We start from the raw sequence: 18,797 nt of genomic DNA, 5'->3' as shown, positions 1-18,797 counted from the left end.
AACCTCCCGGAGCCGTTCTGATGTCTGGCAACCTGATTTCCCTGATTCCGAACAGCCTGATCCAGTTTGAAACACACGATCTGGATGCGAAAGGCTGGGGCAACGGCCGCGTCAGTTTCTGGGAAGAACCCTCTGAGCATAATGCCAGCTCCGATGCGACAGATGCTCCCGAGTTTACACTGCGCATGCTCGAACGTGATCCCGATACGGGAGACATGGTCTTTTTCAGCAAAGGTCGACTTCATAAGGTGCCCGATGACTGCGGCTATGCGATCGGACGCAAAGACGTCTTTGAAATGTTTGAAAACCAGTGGGTGCCACTTCCATTTCTGGCTATCATCGGCGACGGTGACAGAGAGAGTTTTCGCCCGGGGCCATCAAACTGGGTGCGCGGCCGCCTGCGGCGCACGGAAGACCCCGATACCCCCGAGGGGGAGAAAATTTTTCTGAACATTGCCTTCGATACGACACTGGCCTCGTCTGACGAAAACAGCTCCTATCTGGCACCAACGGCCGAGGACGAAAGCCGGGAACAGCGATATGCCTTTGTTTCGGAACCGCACAATATAAGCTGGCTTCTCGACAGTGACTGGCTCAAGGACTGGATTAGCGAACTATATCGCGTTACGCAAAGTGCCATTCCAAAACGCCGCCGCCCACGAACCGACGATGAAGACGAACAGCTTCCGGTTCTCAAATTCCAGGCCATTTATCAGACCTTTCTGAAGTTCCTGTCTGAAGCGACACCGCCACTCCCCGACGTCCGGCTCCTGAGCATCAAGGATCAGAAACCCGTTGATGTCGATCTTGTTCTCGATCTTGGAAATTTCCGGAGCTGCGGTATTCTGATCGAAGAACATCCCGGAGAAGGGCGCCGCGAAGCAGACAGCTACGTTCTTGAACTCCGTGATCTCGCCTCGCCGGACCTCACCTACAGCGACCCGTTTTCGAGCCGGATCGAATTTGGGCGTGCCCTGTTCGGATACGACATCTATTCTCGCCGATCGGGCCGTCCCCATGCTTTTTCATGGCCAAGCCCTGTCCGGACCGGTCTGGAAGCAGAACGAATGATGGGCGCCCGGATCGGTACTGAGGGTCTGTCCGGACTTGCCACGCCGAAACGTTATCTGTGGGACACCCGTCCGTCCGATCAAGGATGGCGTTTCAACAATGGCAAGGGCGCAACAGGACAGATCTCGGACCCACCGGTTAATGGGCCGTTCCGCCGAATGCTCGCCGAAACACTCGAAAAAGGTCGCTATCGCGCCGCACCTGAAGATCGAAAGGCTGTCAACCCCATCGGCCCGGGTGTCATGTCCCGTAGCCTGCTGTTTGTTCTGATGCTGAACGAGGTTCTGGTTCAAGCTATGGCCTACATGAACGCACCGGGGTTCCGCTCCCGCCGCCGCGACAGTGGCCGGGCGCGTCGCCTGCGCTCTGTCATGCTTACGATGCCGCCGGGAATGCCCGTCGCAGAACAGAGAGTCTTTCGTATTCGCGCCGAAGCCGCGATCTCGTTTGCCTGGAAAGCCGCCCAGCAGTCTGGTCCGCAACCTGCTCTTCGGGCAGGACTGGACGAAGCCACAGCAACCCAGATTGTATGGCTCCACAACGAAGTCACTCAGAGATTGGGCGGCCATGTCGAAGCCCTGTTCGAACTGTACGGCCAACCCACGGCCGAAGGCGAAAAACCGGCTATTCGCGTTGCCAGCATCGACATTGGCGGCGGCACCACGGACCTGATGATCACGACCTACACACTTGAAGGCGGGGATGCCCTCTCCCCTCGGCAGGAGTTCCGCGAAAGCTTCAATATCGCTGGCGACAACCTGCTGGAACGTGTGATCGCAACTGTGGTGATCCCACCACTTGAAGCCGCCCTGACCAAAGCGGGCGTCCCGTTGGCGGACCAGCTCCTGAACCGCGCCCTGAGCAAAGACCATGGCAATCAGGACGAAAAAGACCGGCACCGTCGCAAGCTGTTCGTCTCGACGGTTCTAGAACCGGCGGCTTTGCATGCGCTTGAACTGTATGAACAGATTGATAACTGGCAGCAGGGACCGTTGGGGAGTTTTCCTCTCGGAGACGAGACCCTGCGCAAGGCCGATGCCGACCAGCGCACGCGTTGCGTTGCCTTTCTGCACGAACAGATTGCCGCCCATCTGCAAGACCAGACCACATCTTTTGAGGCGAAATCATTCGATCCGTTCAGCATTGAAATTCAGGTCGATACCGAAACCATAGACCGCGCCATCCGCAGCACCCTGGAGACCATCATTTCCAGCCTGACCGAAAGTGTCTGGGCCTATAACTGTGATGTACTGCTCCTATCGGGCCGCCCGTCCAAACTGCGCCGGGTACGCAGTCTCATTACGGGGGCCATGCCCGTAGCGCCTCACCGCATTATTGCCATGCATGACTATACCGTCGGAAAACATTACCCATTTTCAGACTCGCTCAACCGAATCAACGATCCAAAAACTACCGTCGTCGTCGGGGCGGCCCTGTGCGTTCAGGCTGAAGGCAAGCTCCAGAACTTCGTACTTCGTACCAAGAGCCTCGCGATGCGCTCGACCGCCCGCTTCATTGGCAAGATGGACAAGTCGAGCGAAATCCGGAACGTCAATATGCTGCTGGAAAATGTTGATCTTGGCGGCCCTCCCGCCGGGGATGAGGTTGGGTTCTGCCTGAAGGATTTTGGCGGTTCTACCATGATCGGCTTTCGGCAGCTTCCCCTCGAGCGCTGGACCACAAGCGCGCTCTACTGCGTGGAATTCGACCTGAGCCAACAGAAACACCTCGCCGAATGCGCTATGCCCCTGACCGTTACTCTGGAACGCAAGTTCATTGAAGACGACGAAGATGAAAGCGGTGATTTTTCCAATCGCGAGATGTTTGAAATTACCCGCATTACAGACGCCAACGACGAGGATCACAGTCTGAGCCTTGTTAAACTGCGCCTTCAAACGACCCTGACACCCGAAGGTCACTGGCGTGATACCGGCTGTCTGATTCTGAAATGAGTATGCCTGTGACCCTCGCTTCCCAAACCCGCACCCTTGCCTCTCTGGCGACCACATGTGCCGACTGGGTGCAGCACCATGCTGCGGGAGCAAGCCCTTCCTGTCGTGCCGCCCTGCGCCGCGAACGCCGTCTGGCGCACCGGCTTCAGGCTGCGGCCTCCCGCCCCGCCGCTGTCGCAGTTTACGGGGCGTCCCAGGCTGGAAAATCCTATCTGATGTCGAGCCTCTCCAGTCCTGCAGAGGGACCGCTGCTTATCCGCTACGGTCAGCATACGCTCGACTTCCTGATGGACATGAACCCACCCGGGGGCGATGAGTCGTCTGGACTGGTTTCGCGCTTTACCCTCAATCCTCCAGCCGCACCGGCCAACGCTCCCCCCATTCCCGTCCGCCTGCTCTCGGTGACAGACATCATCCGGATCGTCGGTAATACGTTTCTGTCAGATTTCAAACTGATCGGCATCAAGCCAAGGGAATGGCGCGAGACGTCACAAATGCTGGAAACCCTTCCCCGGTCTGCTGGCGGGGGTATTTTCACCATTGATGACATCGAAGTTCTGGAGGAATACTTCACTCGGAAGTTCGGAGACCGCATCTGGCTGTCGGTCCTAGGCGAACCCTACTGGGATTGGCTTGCCGCCGCTGCGCCAGAGCTTCCTTTGCAGGCCTTGATAACCGCCCTGTCTCCGCTGTGGGGGCAGACACCCGAGCTGACCACCTATGCCACCGAGCTGGTTTCGGCCTTGCTTTCGCTTGGCCAGGTCAATCTCGCCTTCTGCGACGTTGAGGCGCTGGTCCCGCGTTCAGACAGCATTCTGAACGTCTCCACGCTGTTTCGCCCTCCCATGGGCATGGCCCCTTTGCGGCTAGTCGGTGAAAATGGCTCCACCGTCACGCTGCCACGCAACATCGTCTCGGCCATCGTTTCCGAACTCGTCGTTCCCATGGCGCAGAGCCGCTGGGAGTTTGTGAAAACGACTGATCTGCTCGACTTTCCCGGAGCCCGGTCCCGCTTGGAAATCCGCGAACTATCGGATGTCGCAGGGGTCTGCGGAAAACTGTTCCTGCGCGGCAAGGTCGATTACCTGTTCGAGCTGTATCAGGCCGATATGGAAGTCACGTCCACCCTACTGTGCGTGGCGGATTCAGCTCAGGAGGTGACCGGGCTTCCCGCCATGATCGAGGGGTGGATCAACGACACGATCGGCAAAACGCCCCGAGAACGTAAAAATCAGGCTGATGCGCTGTTCGTGATCCTGACGAAATTCGACCGGCAGTTCGAGGAAAAGGGCGGGGCAGACGAAAACAGCAGCGATGTCTGGGACAAGCGTCTCGAAGCATCCCTCATCAATTTTTTCGATGCCCCCTGGGTAACGGAATGGAAGCCCGGCCAACCGTTCAATAATGTCCAGTGGCTGCGCGCTTCAACTGTTGGGAGCCTGTATCGCCGCGACGCCCAGAAACGCGAAACCGAAATGCTTCCCGAAAATCACCTGCGGGTTGAGAGGCGCCGCAACTCGTATCTGGCCAGCACGACGGTGGATCGGCATATCCAGCATGCCCCCCGCGCGTTCGATGAGGCGATCCGGCCAAATGACGGTGGCGTCAGCTATCTGGCCGAGCGGCTGAAATCGGTTTGCGAAAGCAAAACCAAGAACGAACAGCTCGCCGCCCGCCTCAAGGCCTGCACCAGCAATCTTCTGTCCCTCATGCGGCCTTTCTATCACGATCCGGCCGGAATAGAGTCCGGCGCAGAAGCCCGCAGAGCCGCGTCTGAAATCGCACAGGCCTTGCTGAGCCTGCACCGCAATCGTCTGTTCGGAGCATTCCTGCTGCGACTGGAACTGGACCGCTCTGCAATCATCGAACAGTGGCGCGATTTCAGCAGCACGATCCATCATACCCCGCCGCCCGTGCCCGTAGATGATCTGCTGGGGGACATTCTGGGCGATGCGATCCCAGTTTCCGCCCCTCAGGAAGACCAGCATGACCGGTTCGCCAGCCTGATTATCGAACATTGGATCAACGACCGCCTATTGAGCCTACTGGCGCATCCCGAACAGCTTGCGGTCTTCAATCTGGACCTGTCTGTTGCCCGGCAGTTCATTGAGCGCCTTCAGAAACTGGCCGAAACCCTGAACCTGCGCGAGGCGATCGCCCAAAGGCTGCGCCTTCAGTGCAACCATGTCAGCACGCTGAACCAGTCCGGTGAAAAACAGGCGCTCATCTGTGCGGAGTTGATAGGCCGATTCGTAACCTATCTCGGTTATGCCAATCTGGCGTCGGAGGCCCGCCCCCGTCAGCGTAACAGCGACATCGCCATTTTCAGTGCTCCGCCCACCCCCCGTGATTATCCTGTCCTGAGCGAACAACCTTCCGTCTATCTCGATACCTTCTTTCGTGACTGGGTACTCGCTCTGCGCTCCCGTTTCGAAGAGGGTGGCCCACAGTTTGATGTGGATGCCAATCATGCCCTTGAAGCGCTGCTTTCCAGACTTGAGACCTCACCGCTATGAACACTGAACTACACGTTTCTGCTAGCCACGAAGTTGAGGAAGCCATCCTTCACCTCCCCGGCCGGGCCGCGGATGCCAGCCGGGAGCACGTGACGATCCGTGCGCCGGATTATTTTCCTGAAAGTCGGGCTACAGGCCGTCTCGAAGCCCAGGGGGCAGATCTTCTGGTGCATATCCCCCGGGAATTCGCGACCATGTTCGAGGCCAATGCGAGCTATCAGCTGGAAATCCCTGAACTCCAAATCGTCGGCGATGTCTTCGACTGGCCTGTACTGCGCGCCCGTCCCATCGTAGTCGAACCTCGTCCCGTCATACTTCCAAAAAAAATTACGACGAAACCCACTTCGGAAGAGGATGAAATGATCCATTCCGAAATACCCGTCGGGCCGCCTGAAAAAAAGACCGAACGCAAACACCTCGTTCCTGTTCTGGGTGGGGGGGTGATCGGGCTAGGCATTCTGGGATTTCTGGCATTTTATCTTCTGCATCACCCCACCCTCCCCGGCCAGGATAAGGTCGCCTCTTCTCGCAGTCCGATCGCCGCGCCCCTGAATGCGACCGCACCGGACAGCGACCCCTTCGCCAACAAATCCGTGCCCGATGTGATCCGAGAGGCAGGAACAGCCGTCCAAATCAGGCAAGAAGGTGAAACCCGCCTGAAAAACGGCAAGACGGATGATGGTGTCCTGCTACTGGAAGCCGCCGCTGATCGCGGAGATACTCCTGCCATGAACCATCTGGGACATCTTTACGATCCGACGACCTTCGATCCGAAAGGGCCTATCCCCAGCCCGGATGTGCGTGAATCCGCCCATTATTATCAATCGGCCGCCAAGGCCGGCGACACGAGCAGCGCACAGGACCGTGCCCGCCTCCATACCGCCCTGCAGCAGCAATCTGCCAACGACGACATGACAGCCCAGCTTGCCCTGAAGGATTTTTGGCCATGATCCCGGACGTTCGCCAGATCGCTAGAGCCACTCTATGCAGCCTTTCGCTGCTTGGACTGGCAACCGCCGTACACGCCGCCACCCCGCTCTTGCAGCCGGGGAAACACACGCTCTATCAGCGGATCATTACCCGCCCCGGCGCATCTCTCTTCAGTGATGCGAGTGGAAAAGACGCAAAACCACTGCCGGGCTTCGAAGTCTTCTATGTATTCGGTCGCGCTCAGGGGCGGGTTCAGATCGGAAGTTCGGCCCAGGGCCCGGTTCAGGGATGGATTGATGATGACCACACAATCCCCTGGGCACACACCATGGTGGCAACCTTCACAAATCCCGCGGGCCGCAACCGCGCGCTTTTCCTCGACACAGCTCAACACGAGGAAGATCTCCTGTCCGCTGCGGACTCTGCGGCGCGCGTCGATGCTCTGACCAAGGGTGTTCAGGCTGGTCATTCAGCGCCGGTCGTCGCTATGGAACCGGAAAATTTCGTCGATCCGTCCAAGAATTTCTATTTGCTTCCCGTGCTGGATGCCACGCAGATCGAGCGGGACAGTGGTCCGGCAATCAGAATGCTACATGTCATTTCCGCCTCCACGACTACGGGCAATACCGCCCGGACAGCATCGCCACAGACCCTGAAGCAGTTCAAGGCCGGGTTGGTCTTCGTCATCGACACAACAGCCAGCATGCAGCCTTATATCGACCAGACGCGAGCTGCGATTTCCAGCATCATTCATTCCGTCCAGAATACGGCGGTCTCGCAGAATTTTCGCTTCGGCCTCGTCGCCTACCGCGACAGTCTCGCAGACACGCCTGGGCTGGAGTACGCGACAAAACTCTACGCGTCGCCAGATTTTTCCCAGTCTCTGGATGCAATCCTTCCGGCCATTTCCACGGTTCACGACGCCAGCGTGTCCTCCAGCAGTTTTGATGAAGATGCGATTGCCGGTGTAAAAACCGCAGTCGATCAGGTTCCATGGCAGACGTTCAACGGCCGTTATATCGTTCTCATCACCGATGCCGGGGCACGAAGCAATGACGACCCCCATAGCCTGACGCATCTCAACATCGAGGATATGAACCACCTTGCCGCGTCAAAAGGCATTGCCTTGTTTGTCATTCATCTGCTGACCCCAGCAGGGAATGCGGCGAATGATCACGGCAAAGCCGCAACGCAGTATCGAAATCTTTCGAAGTTCAACAATGCTGGCAGCCTGTATTATCCTGTCCCGGGAGGTAGCCCGGACGCGTTCCGGCCTGTTATCCAAACCATGTCTACCTCCATGCTCCAGCAAGTGGCGGACATGACCGGCCGCCCCGTCGCCGGACTAACCCCGCAGGATGCGAAAGTCGATACGAAACTCTCAGTCGTCAGTCAGGCCATGCGTCTGGCCTATCTTGGCGACACACAGCACACAGCCGCACCGGATATTATCAACGCGTTCACCTCCGATCGTGATCCAGCCGATACGCTGCATAGAACCCTGAACATCCGTGTGCTCCTGACACGCAACCAGCTCTCCGATCTCGCCAACGCCCTTCAGCATATTCTGGATGCCGGGCTAGCCGGTCGAACCGCACCGGAAAATTTCTTCACCCAGCTTCAATCTGCCTTTGCGGCTTCGGCCCGTGATCCAAATGCTTTCTCGCATATCGACACGATCGGCCCGCTGCTTGGCGAATATCTGGATGGCCTGCCGTATAAGTCCGACGTAACATCTATCACACAGGAATCATGGCTCGCCATGGGCGCCGTCGGACAGCGTACCATCCTAAACAATATCGCAAGTCGTCTGCGTCTTTATCAGGAATATGAGTCCGACCCGTCATTGTGGGGGCAGATCGGGCAGTCTCACGATGATGGAGAGCGCGTCTATCCGGTACCCCTGGAAGCGTTACCTTGAACCCCGACCAATCCCTGCTCTTTGCAGAAAACCTATCTTGGCAGGCACCGGGGCAAAATTTCACGCTTAAAGTACCTCATTTTCGCCTGAACCCAGGTGACCGTTATGCGGTCGTAGGGCCATCGGGCTGTGGCAAAAGCTCGCTTTTGGGCCTGCTCTCCCTTTCACTTCGTCCAGACCGTGTCGACGTGCTGGACATTATGGGCAGTCCCACGGCATCCCTCTGGCGCGTACCCGGACAGGGGCGTCTGACCGCCCTCAGGGCGCGACATATCGGGTTCGTTCCGCAGATGAGCGCATTGCTGCCCTTCCTGAACGTCGAAGCCAACATTCATCTACCACTGGATGTTATGAACATTAAAAATCCTCATCACATCAACGATCTTATCGAATGTCTGGGCCTTGTCTCCTTACGGACAAACAGACCCGCTGCACTGTCGGTCGGGCAGCGCCAGCGTGTCGCCATTGCCCGCGCACTTTCGCATCAGCCTGATATCATTCTTGCCGACGAACCCACTGCGTCCCTGCATCCAGAACAGGCAACACATGTCATGACACTCCTGCATCAGCAGGCTGAGCGGCACGCAGCTGTTGTTATGGTGACGCACGACGCCGAACGCGCGGCGGCAGCCGGGTTCACGCTGCTTCCAGTCTCGATGAACGGTTCTACGACCCAGATCGCTACAGCATGACAGACCGGCGCTTCATATTTCATGACATTCGTCTGGCGGCCCGTCTGGCCTGGTACGATCTTCTATCCGAAAAAATTCTGGCACTGTGCCTTATCATCGGTCTAGCAGCGACGGCAGCCCCCCTGATTATCCTGTCAGGCCTGCGAGGCGGACTTGTTGAAGGATTGAGAACCGTCCTTCTGGAAGACCCGCATGTGCGTGAGATTTCCAGCGCCAGCAACCGGGATTTTACAACAGGCTGGCTGGATAGGCTGCGAAAAGAGCCGGATGTCGTTTTTGTCATGCCCCGAACACGCACTCTTGCGGCCAGTGTTCTGCTCGTTCCGCCCGGCCGCCCCTTTGCGGGTCGACGCATCGAACTGATACCGTCCCACGCGGATGATCCCCTGACCACACCCGCGACGATGCCCGCAGACGAAAGCACCATCCTGCTTTCCGCAAGTGCCGCCGCCTCTCTGCATATTCAGGCGGGTGATCTCCTCGAACTGCATGTCACCCGTCTAGGCCTCGGCCCGGAAACAGTTCGGATTCCCCTGCATGTTCAGGCGATTACCCCGCAACGCGCCCTTAACCGGGATGCAGCTTTCGTATCGCTGCGTCTGGCTCAGACCGTAGAACTATATCGAGAGCACTCTCTTTCATGGTCCGATGCGTGGGCACAGGCGGCCACGCCAGCCCCGTCCTATCCCGGCTTCCGTCTCTATACCCGGCAGATCAACACCATCCCCGCCCTTGACACCAGATTGCGTGCAGCAGGCGTGGATATTTCGGATCGGGCGCAGGATGTCTCGGACCTTCTTCTTCTGGACCAGCGATTGACCGTGCTGTTCCGGCTGACAGCCCTGCTTGGAGTGACCGGTTTTTTCGCCAGTCTCACCGCCGCGCTATGGGCCAATGTGGAACGCAAACAACTTTCTCTCGCAACCCTGCGCTTTCTCGGCGTACAGCGTCTAACGATTTTTCCCGTCATCCAGGCACAAATTCTCGCGCTGACCGGTATTTTTCTGGCTCTGACAGGTGCGCTGATCGTAGGCAGCGCCATCAATCATGTCTTTGCAGAGACCCTGCCGCCCGGACATACGCTGTGCAGAATCGGGGCTGGTCTGTGGCTTGAAACCTGCCTCATAACCGCTCTGGGAGCTTTTCTGGCCGCCCTGGCCGCCGCCCGAAGCCTTCGCCGCATTGATCCCTGGGAGGGAGTCAGCACACCATGAAAACCCATCACACAGCCCTGCTTTTGCTGGGTTTCGCACCCGTGTTGTCTCTACAAACGGCTGCCGCACAGAGTTGGGACAAAAAATTCGTCGACCCACATCCCCTGCCGGATGATCTGGTTCTGCCTATGCCCTGCGGTGGCGCAATGACGTTCCGTCCCGTTGACGTTCCGACAGGAGACAATCTACTCGATGACGATGCCATTATTCTGGGCAGAAGCGATCCACAGGATGGCTACAACGAGTTTATGCGCCACGCCTATGTGGCTGCCCCTTTCGCCGTCAGCCAGCATCCGGAATTGCGCCGGTACTATCTCGGCAAATATGATGTAACCCAAAATCAGGCTGAAAGCCTGAGCGGAACCTGCGCGCCCCCTACCCTGGATGGACAGCATCCCAAGACGCATATTTCGTGGGATGAGGCCATTACCTTCTCCACGAAATATTCAACGTGGCTTCACACCCAAAAGATTCCGCTGCCAAACCATGACGGAGCAACCAGCTTTGTGCGTCTACCCACCGACGACGAATGGTCTTATGCTGCCCGTGGCGGCATGCATGTCAGCCCGACCGATTTCATGGCTCCCACATGGCCCATGCCGGAAGGTGCAGACCAGTATATCGCCGCAGGGCCAGACCTTGGCGGCATGCAGCGCGTCGGGCAGATGAAACCAAACCCGCTGGGTCTGTATGATATGCTTGGGGAAGCCAGCCAGATGATGCTGGAGCCGTACCGCCTCAACCGCGTTGGCCGCCTTCAGGGTCTGGCTGGCGGAATTCTGGTCTGCGGTGGAAATTACCTGTCCAACCCCGATGAGATTACGACCAATTCACGCGCCGAAGTTCCGCTTTATAGCCCGCAGACGGGTGAACCAACCCGATTGCCTGAAATGGGATTCCGCCTTGTTCTGGCGACAGATGCTATCGGCTCCCTTCACGGAACGGAACAGGCCCAGAACGCTTTCAACACCCTGATGAACAAAACCCTGCCTGCAAGTGCAGACGCCCAGACCGCGCTTGCAGGCCTTCAGAAAAACACGACTGACCCGGCCACACTCAACGGTCTGAAGCTGATCCAGACCGCCATGGCCAGCGACTCCCGTGCCCGTTTCGATGCAGATCGTCAGGCGCTGGCCGCACAAATTCAGGCACTAGTTGCCCTGGCAGCGGATATCTGGGAGGTCGACCATGCCATACAGCTTATTCAGAAATCGGCCGATATTCTGAAGTCGCAACCAACGCCTCTAACACCGGCCCAGACCGCACAAATCGCAAATCACCTTCAGGCCAGACAGACGGAGCTTGGAGGCGCCATCAATGGTTACATCAGTCTTCTTCAGGCCGTAACGAACAGTCAGGCCCTGCCCGATCTCTCCGCCATCACAGCACAGCAGGCAGATGCTATCAAAGCACTTCAGGATGATCGGGCAATACAGTTCCTGATGGTTACTGCTCAGAACATTCAAAGCAGTCATTCCGGAAAACTCCCTACAGGGCAGACTATAAAATCGCAGATCGAAGCAATTCATTAATTCTTTTCGTGTAAATTTTCACTTCCCAAGAGAATGCTTTTTTCTTATTCACAATGAAACATTATGTAAAAAGGTTGCTCCGTGTCACTTTCGCCCTTTCGTATCTCCGCTGCTTCTGTTGCTATGTGCGTGTTTGTTTCCGGATGCGCTCCTTCTTATGATTCCTCACTCACACCGGAACAGAACCGTCTGCGCCAACGCTCTGCCCAGCAGAACAATATGATTGGAGAGGGCGCCGCAGTGCTCGGTGGCCTTGCTGCTCTTGGTGTTGGCCTGGGAACGGGAAGTGTCAAAAATGCAGCCCTCGCCGGTGCAGCCGGCGCTCTGGTTGGCGGGGCTGTAGGCGCACTTGTTGCTAATCGTGCCCAAGCTCAAGAGCTGAGTGAAGATCAGGTTAAATCGCAGATCGCCACCGAACAAAAAAATATTGCACAAACTCAGACTGACATTCAGGATGCACAGAAAGAACTTCTGGAAACGCAGAACAATCTGAAACAGCTCCGTCAACAGCTAGCTCAGGGACAGATTTCTGCTGAAGCCTATCAAGCCAAGATTGCCGGTTATCAGAAAGATGTGCAGGCTCTGCAAAATCTTGCCAGTATGCGGCAGAAGCAGGCAGACAGTATGAAGTTGATTGCCGATGCACACGGAAATTCTAGTGCAGCCCTTGCCTCCCAGCAGAGCGCGGCTCAGTCAAAGCAGCTCGCAGAAGTTGCGTCCATTATGGCTCAGGACGTCGGACAGGCTGAGCCAATGCCTGCCGCCAAAGCCTGAATTTTCATTCTCCAAAGGGCTGCCTCGTGATGTCGCATCGGAAATTTACGATTCTTCCCCTTTTTGGCGCACTCTGTTTGAGTGCGTGTTCTGCCCAGCAATGTGACCCGACCACCGCCAATCTTTTCTCAGGTATCGGATGTTCGGTCGGGAATGGCTACCAGCAGCGAAACCAGCAACTGCAAACAGCACGTGATGCCTGGCATGAGCGCGCGCAAGCGACCGCTAACGAGAGCGCGGCCCTCAACCAGTCCTTAGCGGAGACACAGAAAAGCGTTGCTCAAACACGAACTGAGCTACAAGCTATGAACAGTCGCATCGGTGGATACAGGAAGCGTTTAGCCAAAGCTTCCAGTTCGAAATCCTCTGCCTATCTTGCCGCACAGAAGAGTCTTGCAAATCTGGAACAGATTAAAAACCAGGCTGCTGCCAATCCGACAGCAGAACAACTTGCCCGGGTTAAGGCCGCCGAGCAGGAAACACAGGATGCCGTTGATCTTGTCGCCACACGCTAGGTATTTAATTCCCGGATTTGATGGATTGATGATGAATCTTTCTGGCCCTGAAGTCCATATTTTGCAGACATATTCGTAAGGTGTGAGGCCACTGAGGGTCTTGAGCCTTCGCCCGGAGTCATAGGCTGCCATGAAGTCGTTAAGGTGTCTCCTCAGCTGCTCATGGCTGTCGTACTGGAAGCGTTTAACGGTTGCTTCCTTTATTGTCCGGTTCATCCGATAGAGGTTGCCCCCCGTTTTTCAGACAGGGGCATACGCTATAGACCGTTGTGAGAAAAGACAGGTTTATAGGCAAGGTCACGCGGAAGAGGTATTCGGGCGAGTTCAAGTCGCGTGTTGCGCTGGAGGCGAGCAGACGCTTTCCAAACTGGCGTCGAAGCACGGTGTGCATCGGGCAATGATTTCCCAGTGGAAGCGCTAGGCTGTCGCCGGCATGGCGGCGACCTTCTCTCGTTAATCCGGCGTCCAATCTTCAGAACGTAATCCATTTACCCGGGTAAATTCTCGTAGATTTCCGGTTATAACGACCAGTCCTTTGCTCCGGGCGTGCCCCGCAATCATTAAGTCGTACGGTCCGATAACACACCCACGGGCTTCCAGATCAGCCCTGATTTCTGCTGTATGTGCTGCCGCATCATCGTCAAATGGCAAAACAGACAAACGTCCAGAAAAATGCTCTACCTCACGTCGGATTTTTGCCGGATTTTGAGATTTTTCCGCCCCATAAAGGAGTTCGTAAAGCACAATATCTGAAATACAGAGGGCCTCGGCGTTATCGTTGAAACGTTCGCGTAAGCCCTTTGGACGGTCACGCAAGACGCGGATACAAAAATTTGTATCCAGAAGATAACGTAGCATCAAAAGCTTTCGCGTTCCTGCATTGCAGGTTGATTGCGTTCGGGTAACTCAGTGCCGGAGGACGAAAAAAAATCATCCCATGCGGCATGCGCGGGCGCAATAATGCGTCGTACGCCATCGGGAATGATCACGACCTCCTTCAGACTAAGGTCAAAGGCAACAGCTTTGGGAAGCCGTACAGCCTGAGAACGATTGGAAAGAAAGAGAGTTGTGCGGGCAAGCATGGCATCCTCCATATGGGATATCCTGAACGTATATCCATAAATTGATCTGATACCAACAACATTCGTTCAGCTTTAAATTGGACTATTTTCCGTCACTATCCTGAAAGGCAACGTCCATAATAAACATCAAAATATACGACGGCTCTTAATCTTTTTCCGCCGAGATCAGACTTCCCCTCTTCCCTCGAAGAAGATCAGTCATAGTGTATTTCATACTCCTTAAGATTCATTCCAATTCGATAGGGCCCTTCGAACAGATCCCCGAGGGCCAGACGCCGTCGCAACGTCAGACGGCGTTGGGCCAGATGATACATCCGGTCATGCAGCAGATGGCAGCGCTGACAGAGCGCGCGCAGATTGCGCCACCGGTTGCTGGTGGGGTCGTGATTCAGATGAGCCGCGGCTAGGGACACTTTCGTCTGTCGCATTTCCAAATGCTCGATCAAGTCTGGAGGGGACACCCGCCTGCCCCGGCCATTGAACCAGTATCCTGTGTCAGGATGCTTCCACCGGCCACCTGGCAGTACCTGAAGGCGATGGCCATGCGGCCGACCGCAGCGCTGGCACACGCCCCCTGCCCGCTCGAACCTGACCTGTCGGCTCAGTTCAGGCCAGTTGGGAGGGTAAAGCGCTTTCAGTTCCGGTCGGATCGGCATTCCCGTTTCCTATCACACAATCATAGTCCGATAGAGACTTCCTGCAGGTCCTGATCCCCGAGGTCGTGGATCAACTCCACTGACAGCGCGTTCCGAACTCTGGCCGACGACACCGAAGAAGCCTTATGCTCTCGACCATGACATCCTCTTCACTCGATCCCGTCCGTCTGACCGAAGCCCTCCTGTTCCAGAGCTGCGGTCCAGTGTCGCGAGCGATGCTGGCGCGGGCTCTGGGAGAGGAGGAGGAGATCGCTCAAATCGTGAGCGAGGTGTCCAGACGCACCAAGGGGCTTGGATTTGAACTGGTCGCGGCCGGAGACGGCTGGATGTTCCGCACCGCCCCCGATCTCGCGGGGGCCCTGAGGGCGGTATTGAAGCGACCGCCAGAACGTCTGCCCCGGGCCGTGCTCGAAGTGCTCCTGCTGATTGCCGCGCGTCAGCCCGTCACACGACCCGAGATCGAAAGCTTCCGGGATGCCATCCTGCCGCAGAAGACCCTCACCCTGCTGCAAGAGAAAGGCCTCATTCGCAGCGTTGGCCGCAAGCCAGTCCCAGGCCAGCCCCAGCTCTGGGCCACGACCAAGACCTTCCTCGTGACCTATGGTCTACGGTCGCTGTCGGAACTGGATCCGCTCCTCGAAGGCCTGAGAGGCCCGCTCTAGGCCGTTTTGGGCTTATTCTGCGGGGCTTTGGGTACTATTCTTTCGTCATTCTAACACGTGGTAATGTCCTCTTACCGCGTGTTAGAATAAGGTTGCCTTAATTACCGTCCTGCGGCAGATTCCAAGGGACTTGAAAAGGAAGAATAACGGCATGACCGCTTCGACAGAGCCTGCAGAGCGTCTTTCCGAAGTCCCCTCTTCCGCTCTGCAGAGTGCTTTGGACGCGGCAAAGGACAGTGCCCGAACGGCAGCCTATGCGCCCGAGACCCTGCGCGCCTATGCCCATGACTGGCAGGCCTTTTGCCACTGGTGCAACGAACACGAGACGTCCCCGCTTCCGGCCGCCCCTCCTATCGTCGCAGCCTGGCTGCACAGTCTGGCGCCACATTTCAGCCGCTCGGCCCTCGACCGTCGACTGGCGGCCATTGGCTATCAGCATCGCATGCGGGGGCTGGAGTGGAGTTCTGGTCACGCTGCCATCCGTACCACTCTGCGCGCAGCAGGGCGTGTGTATGGCACGCCCCAGAAACAGGCCGCTGCCCTCACGTCCCAGGAACTCCGCAAACTCGTCGCACCCGAACAGAGCAAAACCGTTGAAACGCTGGCGGATCTGCGCGACCGGGCTCTTCTGCTGATCGGCTTTGCGGGTGCGCTGCGTCGTTCAGAGCTAGTTGCCCTTACAACAGAGACCGTCAGGATCGTCGGCACAGGATTGAAGCTCCACATCGCCCGCAGCAAGACCGACCCCGAGCATCGCGGTGAAGAGGTTTTTCTTCCCCGAGGTAAGCATCGCGAAACCTGCCCGGTTTTGGCTCTGGAGCGCTGGCTGAAGAAAGCCGAGATTACGGATGGTCCTCTCTTCCGATCCATCAATCGCTGGGAGCAGGTCGGACGTGATGCCCTGCATCCGGATGCTGTTCGTCAGATCCTGCTGCGCCGTGCCAGGGCGGCCGGGCTGAAGGTTCCTTCCGGAGAACGCCTCAGCCCGCATGGACTGCGCGCTGGCTTCGTCACCGAAGCCTTTCGGGCGAATGCCCGGGATGAACAAATCATGGCACACACCCGCCACCGCGACCTGCGCAGCATGCGCCGCTATGTCCGTCGAGCCCGCCTTGATCTGGACTCTCCCGCCCATCTTCTGGATCTGTAAGTCGTGCCCCAAACGACTGCTGAGATCATCGCAGATGTTGATGCCACGGTCGCACGCCTGGAAGCTTATCGGCTGGAGCTCGAAGCGCGGCCGATTGCTCACCGCTACAGTGAGCAGACCCTGACGGAGCATGAGGAACCAGATGCCGGGTTTCGTCTTCCCACCCGTCCACCGTTTCCTCGCCATGCCCCCAGACCACCCGCGAGCGGCACGGCGTTTTCAATCTCGGGGTCAGGGCTCGCAGAACCGCAGGTCCTTCCCTCTCCGCCCCTTTTCAATCCCCAGCCGGACTGGCTGGCACATGTCCTGACCGTCGCTGGCCCAGAGGCCGTGCTAAGTCAGTTCCGGGCGGCAGCAGAGGGCACTGGCCGTCTCTCGTGGGGACCGGATGTTACCAACCCCGAAGATCTGAGCCGGACCTTTCCCACTGGGGACGTCCGGACGCTCGCTTTAATCGGCCAGATTGTCCAGATTCAGACGGTTCTTCTCGCACGGGAAGCCGGATCGAGCTCTGTCCCGTTTGACCTCAACGCCCTCTGCCCCATGCCCTTGAATCTTCTTGCTCTCGGCCCCGTTTCCCCCACGACACAGAGCTGGCTCTGGGAAAACTGGGGAACCTCGCGGCCGCTGCAGCAGGTCGAAGAAATATCTGGACATCCGAAGAGAAGCTTCACCCATTGGAGTATTTCTTTCTGGTCAGCGGACTGGACGCCCTGGGCGGCTCTTCAGGCCATTGCAGTCCAATGGCCCGACCTCAGCTTTTCCATCCGCCCACTTTACGATGTCTGATGAAATCCTTCTGGAGGTTGGCGTCTGGCAGGGTTCGTTAGACGCGTTGCTGCAGGCGGTCCGCCGTCGCGCGCTTGATCTTCGGACCCTGCCGCTGCTTGACCTCATCGACCAGTTTCTGATCTGTGTGGAAGAGCAGCTCGACACCCGTCCGCTTGAGCAGACTGCCAACGATCTTGTTCTGGCAGCGACCCTTCTTCAAATGCGCTCAGCTCTTCTACTTCGAGAGGATACTGAAGAGCACCTTGCCGCCCACTCAGCAGCCGAGCAAATCCAACGGGTCCTGCTTCGAAAAGACATGCTTTTGCAAACCGTGGAGCGCTTTGAAACGCGACCTGTGCTCGGCGAAAGTGTTTTTGGGCGCGGAAGACAACCCTCCTCGTCTCTTGCTGCTGAGACAGCGTCTTTAATCCTTACCCGGGATCTGCTGGACGCGCTTTTGTCAGCATCTCGTCGGAGGGCAAGGCTGCGGCCTTCAGAGAGTATCTTCCAGCCTTCTTTTGTACCTCGTGTTTCTGTTCAGGACGCTTTGGCATGGTGGCAGCGGAAAATTCGTGACCATCCGGAGAGCACGTGGGACCTCGTCGAGGGCGTGATTAGTCTTTCTTCCAAAGGAGATTCTGAAAGCTTAACGCAGCGTAAGGCCGCGTGGGCTGCTCATCTTTCAGCAGTTTTGGAGCTGGCAAGGAAAGGAGAGCTGTTGCTTAAGCTGCTAAGTTGCTGCGAACAGCTTAAGGTCGTTCACGCGAAACCTAGCACAAACCGTTGATGAACACGACACCGGCCACATCAGAACCTATAAATAAAAATTAATACACAACTCCCTATTTCGGATGATTTATAAATATCTAGGAAATATTTAAATAAGTTATCCTTATATAATATAGTATATAACTAGCCATATTATCAATCATATAATTAAATAGAAAATACTATAACTCTTTATATTTATATATAATAATGTAGTAAAATATTATATTAGTTTATATATAAATATCTTATTACTATAACATAAGCTATACTTTGAATTATATATCATATTTTTCTTCCTAATTAGGAATTTACTGCAAGGGATTATATCGAGGGAATCTAGATATTCCAGTGCTTCGTCGTCAAATTTACCCTTATAAATCTTCTTTACAAACTCGGCGTTGAAATCAGTCATCTTAACGATCAGCAAGCATCATTGCGCCAACTGCGTTGCGTGGGTTGGCAGTCCTTTGCCAGAGAATATCTAGAAGGTCCGCGTCTTCATCGCTGATGAGCCGCCGCGAAAGAGGAAGGGGATGTGAACCTTGCCACGCAACATACCAATCATGTGAACCTTGCCTGCGCCCGATT

Annotated in this window: 16 protein-coding genes and 2 pseudogenes; 14 read left to right on the top strand and 4 right to left on the bottom strand. The window is 56.4% G+C overall.

Features of this window, described 5'->3' with window-relative positions; all coding sequences use genetic code 11:
- Positions 1-20 precede the first annotated feature (20 nt).
- The 9 genes from JK208_RS12750 (at position 21) to JK208_RS12710 (ending at position 13,117) form a co-directional block, all read left to right on the top strand.
- Positions 21-3,023, top strand: a complete 3,003-nt coding sequence (locus JK208_RS12750; protein ID WP_211576423.1) for a virulence factor SrfB — start codon at positions 21-23, stop codon at positions 3,021-3,023.
- Positions 3,020-5,539, top strand: a complete 2,520-nt coding sequence (locus JK208_RS12745; protein ID WP_077804109.1) for a virulence factor SrfC family protein — start codon at positions 3,020-3,022, stop codon at positions 5,537-5,539. The genes JK208_RS12750 and JK208_RS12745 overlap by 4 nt, the downstream gene beginning before the upstream one ends.
- Positions 5,536-6,489: a sel1 repeat family protein gene (locus tag JK208_RS12740; protein ID WP_077804110.1), complete on the top strand. Its 954-nt coding sequence runs from the start codon at positions 5,536-5,538 to the stop codon at positions 6,487-6,489. Before JK208_RS12745 ends, JK208_RS12740 begins: the two co-directional genes overlap by 4 nt.
- Entirely contained in the window at positions 6,486-8,390 is a 1,905-nt protein-coding gene (locus JK208_RS12735; protein WP_077804111.1) for a vWA domain-containing protein, read from the top strand. Before JK208_RS12740 ends, JK208_RS12735 begins: the two co-directional genes overlap by 4 nt.
- Positions 8,387-9,082 (top strand): ABC transporter ATP-binding protein, encoded by a 696-nt coding sequence (locus JK208_RS12730; RefSeq protein WP_077804112.1) that lies wholly within the window; start codon positions 8,387-8,389, stop codon positions 9,080-9,082. The genes JK208_RS12735 and JK208_RS12730 overlap by 4 nt, the downstream gene beginning before the upstream one ends.
- Positions 9,079-10,296 (top strand): hypothetical protein, encoded by a 1,218-nt coding sequence (locus tag JK208_RS12725; protein ID WP_194268089.1) that lies wholly within the window; start codon positions 9,079-9,081, stop codon positions 10,294-10,296. Before JK208_RS12730 ends, JK208_RS12725 begins: the two co-directional genes overlap by 4 nt.
- Positions 10,293-11,828 (top strand): SUMF1/EgtB/PvdO family nonheme iron enzyme, encoded by a 1,536-nt coding sequence (locus tag JK208_RS12720; protein ID WP_077804114.1) that lies wholly within the window; start codon positions 10,293-10,295, stop codon positions 11,826-11,828. The genes JK208_RS12725 and JK208_RS12720 overlap by 4 nt, the downstream gene beginning before the upstream one ends.
- Before the next feature lie 81 nt (positions 11,829-11,909).
- Positions 11,910-12,602, top strand: coding sequence for a hypothetical protein (locus tag JK208_RS12715; RefSeq protein ID WP_149026837.1), 693 nt, complete (start codon positions 11,910-11,912; stop codon positions 12,600-12,602).
- 29 nt (positions 12,603-12,631) lie between these two features.
- A complete protein-coding gene (locus JK208_RS12710; protein ID WP_149026838.1) occupies positions 12,632-13,117 on the top strand; it encodes a hypothetical protein in 486 nt (161 codons plus the stop codon).
- A gap of 15 nt (positions 13,118-13,132) precedes the next feature.
- Here JK208_RS12710 and JK208_RS12705 read toward each other — a convergent pair.
- Positions 13,133-13,354: pseudogene (locus JK208_RS12705) on the bottom strand (IS481 family transposase); the annotation flags it as partial.
- 50 nt (positions 13,355-13,404) lie between these two features.
- On the opposite strand from JK208_RS12705, the pseudogene JK208_RS12700 reads away from it, so the two are divergent.
- Positions 13,405-13,535: pseudogene (locus tag JK208_RS12700) on the top strand (transposase); the annotation flags it as partial.
- 35 nt (positions 13,536-13,570) lie between these two features.
- On the opposite strand, the gene vapC reads toward JK208_RS12700, so the two are convergent.
- From vapC to JK208_RS12685, 3 genes are all read right to left on the bottom strand, one after another.
- Positions 13,571-13,975 (bottom strand): tRNA(fMet)-specific endonuclease VapC, encoded by a 405-nt coding sequence (gene vapC, locus JK208_RS12695; protein ID WP_077804116.1) that lies wholly within the window; start codon positions 13,973-13,975, stop codon positions 13,571-13,573.
- Complete coding sequence (vapB, locus tag JK208_RS12690) at positions 13,975-14,199, bottom strand: type II toxin-antitoxin system VapB family antitoxin (RefSeq protein ID WP_077804235.1); 225 nt, start codon at positions 14,197-14,199, stop codon at positions 13,975-13,977. Before vapB ends, vapC begins: the two co-directional genes overlap by 1 nt.
- 194 nt (positions 14,200-14,393) lie before the next feature.
- Positions 14,394-14,855, bottom strand: coding sequence for a hypothetical protein (locus JK208_RS12685; protein ID WP_077804117.1), 462 nt, complete (start codon positions 14,853-14,855; stop codon positions 14,394-14,396).
- Positions 14,856-14,992: 137 nt separating this feature from the next.
- Between JK208_RS12685 and JK208_RS12680 the strand changes: the two genes are divergently transcribed.
- From JK208_RS12680 to JK208_RS12665, 4 genes are all read left to right on the top strand, one after another.
- Positions 14,993-15,517 (top strand): SMC-Scp complex subunit ScpB, encoded by a 525-nt coding sequence (locus JK208_RS12680; RefSeq protein ID WP_244178141.1) that lies wholly within the window; start codon positions 14,993-14,995, stop codon positions 15,515-15,517.
- A 151-nt stretch (positions 15,518-15,668) separates the two neighbouring features.
- Positions 15,669-16,667, top strand: a complete 999-nt coding sequence (locus tag JK208_RS12675) for a site-specific integrase (RefSeq protein ID WP_211576422.1) — start codon at positions 15,669-15,671, stop codon at positions 16,665-16,667.
- A gap of 3 nt (positions 16,668-16,670) precedes the next feature.
- Positions 16,671-17,456, top strand: coding sequence for a hypothetical protein (locus tag JK208_RS12670; protein WP_211576421.1), 786 nt, complete (start codon positions 16,671-16,673; stop codon positions 17,454-17,456).
- Complete coding sequence (locus tag JK208_RS12665; protein ID WP_211576420.1) at positions 17,449-18,225, top strand: segregation/condensation protein A; 777 nt, start codon at positions 17,449-17,451, stop codon at positions 18,223-18,225. Before JK208_RS12670 ends, JK208_RS12665 begins: the two co-directional genes overlap by 8 nt.
- Positions 18,226-18,797 lie beyond the last annotated feature (572 nt).

It is taken from the genome of Gluconobacter sp. Dm-74 (genome assembly GCF_018256135.1).
GTDB classification, from domain to species: Bacteria; Pseudomonadota; Alphaproteobacteria; order Acetobacterales; family Acetobacteraceae; genus Gluconobacter; species Gluconobacter cadivus.
This window is presented reverse-complemented; position numbering and strand designations above follow the sequence as displayed.